A 4736-nucleotide genomic window follows, 5' to 3' on the forward strand; every position below is an offset into this window, starting at 1 on the left:
CCCCATCGCTCGTGTCCCGCGGCGGCGATTGCCGCCGCACGAGACTTCTCGGGAAGACCCAGGGCCTGCTCAAGTCGGGTGGGCTCGTCCAGATGGCCGAGGAAGACGTCGACCCGCCCGTTGGATCGGTGCTGATCAATCGCGTCAGGCCGCGCGTCCTCTGCGCGAACACAAAACCCCGAGCCAGAGTCTGCGCCGGCTCGGTCGTTGAACAGGACCGCCTTGTCCAGCGTTTGAAGCGGTGCCCCGTCGAGCGCCGCGAGAGCGTAGATACCGTTCTTCATCCCACGAACCAGCCGGTGAATACGCGCCTCGGACCGCCCGACGACAGGGGATGGACGCGATGTTCGCAGCGCTGCGACACTTCGAAGATCAGGGCTGTGCCCGGGCGGTCGTGTTTGAACCGGATCAAGGTTTCTCCGTCGGGGCGACTGCGCATTTCGAACAATCCGCCCCTATACGGCGCTTCGCCCAATCCAATCGTGATGCCCAGTCGGCGCTTCACCGCACCGTTCAGGTCGTCATGCCAGGCCAGTTCGTCGCCGGCGCGGACATGGGTCCGGACGATCCTGCCCTCGACGCCTGTGATGGGTCCGCAGTCGCTCAACGCCTCAAGCCAGCGAAAGACCGGCGGGCGTCGCAAGGCCAGCAGCAGGGCAGTTCCGGCCACAGGCGGACGTTCCACCTCGCGATGGCCCAGATGTTCGACATGGTCGGGGGCGAAGGCGGCGCGGTTGCAGGCGCCAATGATCGCCCGGAGGAGTCCGGGCTCCAGAAGATCTGGACACACCAAGGTGCGCGAGCGGGTGAATTCCGCCCGGGCGTCAACAACGTCCGGGATTGTCGCGCCCATCGGACCAAGACAGGGAGTGCTCAAGAGGCGGTGTCCATGGGCGGGGTATGACCGATGTGGCGGAGCCGTCAAGCGACAGAGCGGACTGTCCAGAAGTCGTGCCGGCCTTGCAATGATCAATTGTCCCGTTCCACCATCCCGTCGCGCTGAAGCGAGCTTTCCAGCGCGGCGGAAACGGTCAATGAACCTGGCGAGCGGCCCACGCCACCCCGAAGTTGGCGAAAGCGACTGGCGTGGCCCGGATGGACATCGCGCAAAAAGCCCCTACGCCTGCCCGGAGAGACAATTGAGTTGACCTTGGCTGGAGATTTCGAAGACGTGTCCGAATGATTTCAGAAGTCAAAGCCTGGGTGGGACGGGTGGCGGAACGCCACAGCGTGCCTGCAGCCGCTGGGTTGGCGCGAGCCGGAGATGTGGTCCGCCTGTTCCGGGAACCCCGCGCGTGGTCTGAACTGGTGACGCGGTTGTCGTTTCCCTCGCGTATGCATCAAGACAACAGCCTCACATTTCCCGAAAGGTACCCAACCCTCTTCTCCGCGGCGCAAAAGCTGCTGGGCTACCGCGCACCTGTGCGAATTCTCTCATTCGGATGCTCGTCGGGCGAAGAGGTCCAGAGCTTGCGCCGATACTTCCCGGACGCGGTGATCGTCGGTGCCGAGATCAATGCTAGCCTGCTGCGGGCGTGTCGCGAACTGGGCATGGAGGGCGAAACCTTCTTCATTCCATCGAAGGACGAGGTCGTCGAGGCCCATGGACCCTTCGACGCGATCTTTTGCATGGCCGTGTTCACGCGTCGTCCGCATGAGGTAGAGGGACGACACATGCTTGACATCAGCCGCTTTTACCCATTTGAACGCTTCGCTGCGTCGGTGCGGTTTCTCGCTTCCCAGCTGACCCCCGGAGGCCTTCTCGTCGTCGAGCACGCCCTGTACCGGGTTGAAGATGCGCTGGAAGGATTGCCGCTGACGGCCGTCGTGACGCACGGGTTCGCCCCGGCGAAGGGACCGCGTTTTGACCCAACCGGTGTGCGGCTGGCGTCGCCGCAGTTGATCGCGCGGATATTCTCGCGGACGAGAGACCCAAGCGCGAGTGAACATGCAGCGCCAACGCAAACGCCAACGCCCGCACCACGGTCCTGCGACGCGGATCGCTAGCTATGGTCGAGCAAACCCGCCAACTGGCGAGCCGCCGTATCCTGAGAGAAGCGCTTGCGCGCCGGGCGTACGGTGAACGCCGGGTTCGTCTCGCCTGCCGCGACCTGGGAGGATGCGATCATCTGGTCTCGACCCGTCGCGGGCTGTTCGCCGTTGGGCGCGACGGCCATCGTTTGATCGCCCAGGGACAGTTTTTCGGGCTTACTGTGGAGGGGAACACCGTCTTCGCCTTTGAGGCCTGTGACCGGCCGAGCGCGTCCAGCCGCCTCGGCCGCATTGTTCGGCTGCGCCGGGAGGGCACGGAGATCGTGGCAGCGGAGGTCTTTGTGGAGGGCCTCGACAACGGGTGTCACCAGATCGACCTGATCGGAGACATCCTTTTCGTTGCGAACACCTACCGTCAGCATATCGTTGCGATTGATCGAGACGGGGCTGCGCATGATTATCGGCCGATCCCGCTGGCCGACGCGCGGGACTGGGCGAACGGGTACGCCCACATCAACTCCCTCATCGCCAGCGGGGAGCACCGTCTGGTGCTTCTCCACAATGGCGCGGGGCACACGGGACTGTGCAGCGAGGTGGCTATCCTCGACGCCGGCTGGCGCCTGATCGAGAAGCGCCCGCTGGCGGGTTCAGGGTGCCACGGTCTGGCAGTGCTCGAGGACGGGACGCTGCTTTCCTGCGGGTCGTTCGCCGGAGAGGTGGTGGGGTCCAACGGGCTGCGGGTGAAGGTCACGGACCTGATGACCCGCGGCCTGTCGGTCGGTGCCGAACAGATTGTCGTCGGTGGCTCGGCCTTTGCCGAACGCGATGTCCGCGACCGGTTGATGGGAGAGGTCTGCTTTCTCGACCGGAACTACCAGTTGCTCGGAACGGTACCCATGCCGGCCCCGCCAACGGAGATCCGTCGTATCGACGGGGCCGATCTGTCGCTTTCAAACCATGTGCGCCGCATGGGGCTCGCCGTGGGCTGGCCCCTATCGCAGTCGGCGGGACCCTGCTAGTCGCAGGCGAAGAGTGACTCCGGTCTGGCGGTGACGATGGAAACGATGCTGCTGAGAAAGTGCCGGTCGGCCTCGCAACTGCCGACATCCCTGATCGCCTTGATCCCCATCGCCTGGTTTCTGATCGGAACGGCGTCGATCATCGTCGCGGTCGCCCCTTTCCGACGGATCACCCCGCTGCTTGGTCGAAATCTGGGCCCGGCAGCCCTGGCGCCGGTCGGCTCGCCGAAGGAGTTGGGCAAGGCGGTATTGATCGCACGCGCGATCGGCTTTGCCGCCCGATGCATGCCGCTCAGATCGGACTGTCTGCCCCAGGCCATCGCAGGCGTAAGCCTTTGCCGCCTGCTGCGGGTTCCCTATGCCGCCTATTTTGGAGCCTCAACATTTGTGCCCGAATGGGAAGGCGAGCTGCTCGCGCATGCCTGGCTGCAATGCGGGCCGGTGGTCATTACCGGCGGGCGCGGCAATTTCGGGACGTACGGTGTCGTCGCCTGTTTTGTTGCACCTGACCGCCGTTATCCCTGATTGCGCACGGGACGTGGACGCATGATCGATTGGCAGGACAGTCCTAAAGGCCGCATTCCCTATTCCGTTCAGCTCGAGCTGGCAGAGGCCGCGCTCGCGCGGCAACCGGGTTCTCCGCGGCTGCTTGCCAGCATCGGCGTGCTCCACGAACGTCTGCGCCGGCCACGCAAGGCGCTTGCCGCGCTGGAGGCGAGCCTGACCGCTGACCCGAATGGGTTCGAGGCATGGGCCGAGCTCGCCCGGGTTCGGGCTCACACGGGCGATGTCGAGGCCGCGATGTTGGTCTGCCGCATCGGCCTGGAGCGGCAGCCACGGGCGAACATTGCGCGGGTCTGGGGCAATCTGCTGGCGGCTCAGAACCGGCTTGACGCCGCGCTCGTCGCGTATCGCCTGGCGCTCGACCTTCCGGGCTTCGATATTGCGGCAATGCAGAGGCTGTTTGCCCTGCGGACCGAGCGTCAACGCGACCTCTGGCTTGACGATCTGGAAGACCTACCGCTCGCCTATAGTGATACCGCGGTCGGCCTCGCCTGGCGCGCGGCGGCACTGAGCGCCGTCGGACAGCGCGACGCCGCCCTGGCGATCATGAATCCGGAGCGGCAGCCCCGGCGCATCCCCTTTGAGCCACCGGCGGAGTTCGGGGGTATCGACTCGTTCAACCGTCGCCTTGCGGCCGAGGTCATCGCCGATCCGCCGACGACTCCCGATAGCGCCGATTTCCAGCTGAATACGACGCCGCGCGCGACCAGCCAGCCGGCGTGGCGGGCGCTGGGAGTGTTCATTCGGACCGAGCTAGAACGCGCGGCGTTGCAACCGGAATGGTTCGGACTGGAAGGCGCGCGGCGTCCGACCATGGCGAGGCTGGTGAGCATCTCCACGGTTCTCACCGCTGATGCCAGCAACCGCCAGCATATGCACCAGGCCGGCTATCTCACCGCGATCTACCATGTCCAGGTCCCCGACAGCGTGCGGGACGACAATACCCGGGCCGGTGCGCTGGAACTCGGCGGGTGCGACCAGATCCTTCCCGATTTCGAGCCATGCTGGAATCGAGCCTGGCTGAAGCCACGCGCAGGGTGGCTGACGCTGATCCCGTCGCACATGTTCCATGACGTCATTCCCACCGGTACGCGCGAGCCGCGCATCTCGACCGCGGCCGATCTGACCCCGGTCTGGGCCTAGGTTCTGGACTCATAAGCT

Annotated in this window: 6 protein-coding genes; 4 read left to right on the forward strand and 2 right to left on the reverse strand. The window is 65.2% G+C overall.

What is annotated here, in order from left to right:
* Positions 1–284: hypothetical protein (locus tag B4K74_RS03445; RefSeq protein ID WP_286691762.1), on the reverse strand; the 284-nt coding region annotated here is incomplete at its 3' end.
* Entirely contained in the window at positions 281–853 is a 573-nt protein-coding gene (locus B4K74_RS13480; RefSeq protein ID WP_341196340.1) for a 2OG-Fe(II) oxygenase, read from the reverse strand. The genes B4K74_RS03445 and B4K74_RS13480, both read right to left, overlap by 4 nt.
* 326 nt (positions 854–1179) lie before the next feature.
* Between B4K74_RS13480 and B4K74_RS03455 the strand changes: the two genes are divergently transcribed.
* Genes B4K74_RS03455 through B4K74_RS03470 form a run of 4 tightly spaced genes read left to right on the forward strand, consistent with a single transcriptional unit; the run spans position 1180 to position 4718 of the window.
* A complete protein-coding gene (locus B4K74_RS03455; protein WP_286691764.1) occupies positions 1180–2007 on the forward strand; it encodes a class I SAM-dependent methyltransferase in 828 nt (275 codons plus the stop codon).
* A gap of 2 nt (positions 2008–2009) precedes the next feature.
* On the forward strand, positions 2010–3011 hold the full coding sequence (locus B4K74_RS03460) for a hypothetical protein (protein WP_286691765.1): 1002 nt from the start codon (positions 2010–2012) through the stop codon (positions 3009–3011).
* Between the two features lie 36 nt (positions 3012–3047).
* Positions 3048–3536, forward strand: coding sequence for a lasso peptide biosynthesis B2 protein (locus tag B4K74_RS03465; protein ID WP_286691766.1), 489 nt, complete (start codon positions 3048–3050; stop codon positions 3534–3536).
* Between the two features lie 21 nt (positions 3537–3557).
* Positions 3558–4718, forward strand: coding sequence for a putative 2OG-Fe(II) oxygenase (locus B4K74_RS03470; protein ID WP_286691767.1), 1161 nt, complete (start codon positions 3558–3560; stop codon positions 4716–4718).
* Positions 4719–4736: the final 18 nt, after the last annotated feature.

The organism is Brevundimonas sp. UBA2503 (genome assembly GCF_002341485.1).
GTDB classification, from domain to species: domain Bacteria; phylum Pseudomonadota; class Alphaproteobacteria; order Caulobacterales; family Caulobacteraceae; genus Brevundimonas; species Brevundimonas halotolerans.

Excerpts from the sequence above, each read along its gene's own strand:
- B4K74_RS13480 (WP_341196340.1), bottom strand. The coding sequence starts at position 853 with ATGGGCGCGACAATCCCGGACGTTGTTGACGCCCGGGCGGAATTCACC.
- B4K74_RS03455 (WP_286691764.1), top strand. The coding sequence starts at position 1,180 with ATGATTTCAGAAGTCAAAGCCTGGGTGGGACGGGTGGCGGAACGCCAC.
- B4K74_RS03460 (WP_286691765.1), top strand. The coding sequence starts at position 2,010 with ATGGTCGAGCAAACCCGCCAACTGGCGAGCCGCCGTATCCTGAGAGAA.
- B4K74_RS03465 (WP_286691766.1), top strand. The coding sequence starts at position 3,048 with ATGGAAACGATGCTGCTGAGAAAGTGCCGGTCGGCCTCGCAACTGCCG.
- B4K74_RS03470 (WP_286691767.1), top strand. The coding sequence starts at position 3,558 with ATGATCGATTGGCAGGACAGTCCTAAAGGCCGCATTCCCTATTCCGTT.